Annotated in this window: 2 protein-coding genes and 1 pseudogene; all 3 read left to right on the top strand. The window is 56.2% G+C overall.

Features of this window, described 5'->3' with window-relative positions:
• Positions 1–274: pseudogene (locus ACR0E6_RS21260) on the top strand (Hint domain-containing protein); the annotation flags it as partial.
• 290 nt (positions 275–564) lie between these two features.
• Complete coding sequence (locus tag ACR0E6_RS21255; protein WP_480587044.1) at positions 565–1,041, top strand: hypothetical protein; 477 nt, start codon at positions 565–567, stop codon at positions 1,039–1,041.
• Positions 1,038–1,305, top strand: a 268-nt coding sequence (locus tag ACR0E6_RS21250; protein WP_480587042.1) for a hypothetical protein, incomplete at its 3' end; no start/stop codon positions are given. The genes ACR0E6_RS21255 and ACR0E6_RS21250, both read left to right, overlap by 4 nt.

Below are 1,305 nucleotides of genomic sequence, written 5' to 3'. Positions count from 1 at the left end.
TCGGTATCACCACATCTTGTTCGATCAGCATGAGATCATTTGGTCCAACGGCGCGCCCACGGAAAGCCTCTTTCTGGGGCCGCTAACCATGCAGGCCATCTCGCCCGAAGCGCGGCAAGAGATCAAAGAGCTGTTCCCAGAATGCGCGGCGGTTGATTTTAGACCGCTAACGGCAAGGTTGGTGCCCGGAAAGGGCAAGTGGATTTCGAAGCTTGTCGAGCGTCACCGCGGGAACCGCAAACCCCTGTTCGACGGTCAGGCTGCCCATAACTGAGCAGGGACCCAGCCCCTGTACCTAAATACCCGCTCAGATCCCGTATATTCTGACTGCCGACGGAAACCCCTATAAGCGCATTATGATGAATCGCTGCGTGGCGGACCGGGTCGAATTTGTGGGCGGCAGCAAAGGCATTCCTCTTAGTTTAGATCCGGCCAAACAACTCAGTAGCACATTTGCATTGGGAGGATAGGATTTTTAGCCGTGATGCCGGTGCGCGAAACAACGCGGACCTTTTGCACAAGGCGGAACAGTCGATTGAAAGCTACCGCGCGCATGGCGGTCGGTTGGTCTGGACAATTCACAATGCCCGCCCGCACAAAGTGATCAGCCGTGGAGGCTTTCGCCAAGCCTGCCAGTCGCTGGTCAAACGAGCCGACGCAAGCCGCATTCACGTGATTTCTCATCCAAGCTGTCTCGGGTCGTTTGAGCCACAGGACATCAAACTCGCACATCCTATTCCAGATCGCAGCCCAAACATGTTTTGTTTTTCGGCATGTTTCGGGTTGCTTATCATCGGCCCTGCCCCGGGCGACATGACAGAAGTCACGCCGCCGGAACTGCATGAGACAACACTCTATGACCCAAGCTTGCCCCGAGGGTTGATCCGCGCCATGATCCGATCGCTGCAGATGGAAACCTCAGAGTATCAGAGGCTGCGACAGGCCTGTTTGAAACATGCGCAAATGCACTCGCCCGAGGTGATAAGCCCCAAGCTTATGAACATCCTTCTTGAACACCAACCAGACCGGCCCACGACATGACACGTTCGACACCTCGCCTGTTCCTTAGTCACTTGCGTGAGCTGGGGGTAGACCTAGCGCCAAAAGAGCCGGGCGCCGAAATCCGACCGCGCAAGCTGTTTCGTGCCTTGTCGCGCCGTGGGTTTGAAATCGAACAGACCAAACCAACCGCCGCAGTTTTGCGGGGCTTCGGGTTTCAGCCTGAATCCGTCATCGATATTGGCGTAGATCAGGGCACCCCGATGATCTACGACGCCTTTCCGCAAGCAAAGATCCTGCTTGTGG

This window comes from Ruegeria sp. AP12, from assembly GCF_056540025.1.
The sequence above is the reverse complement of the archived record's forward strand: the minus strand, read 5'-3'. Positions and strand labels throughout refer to the sequence as shown.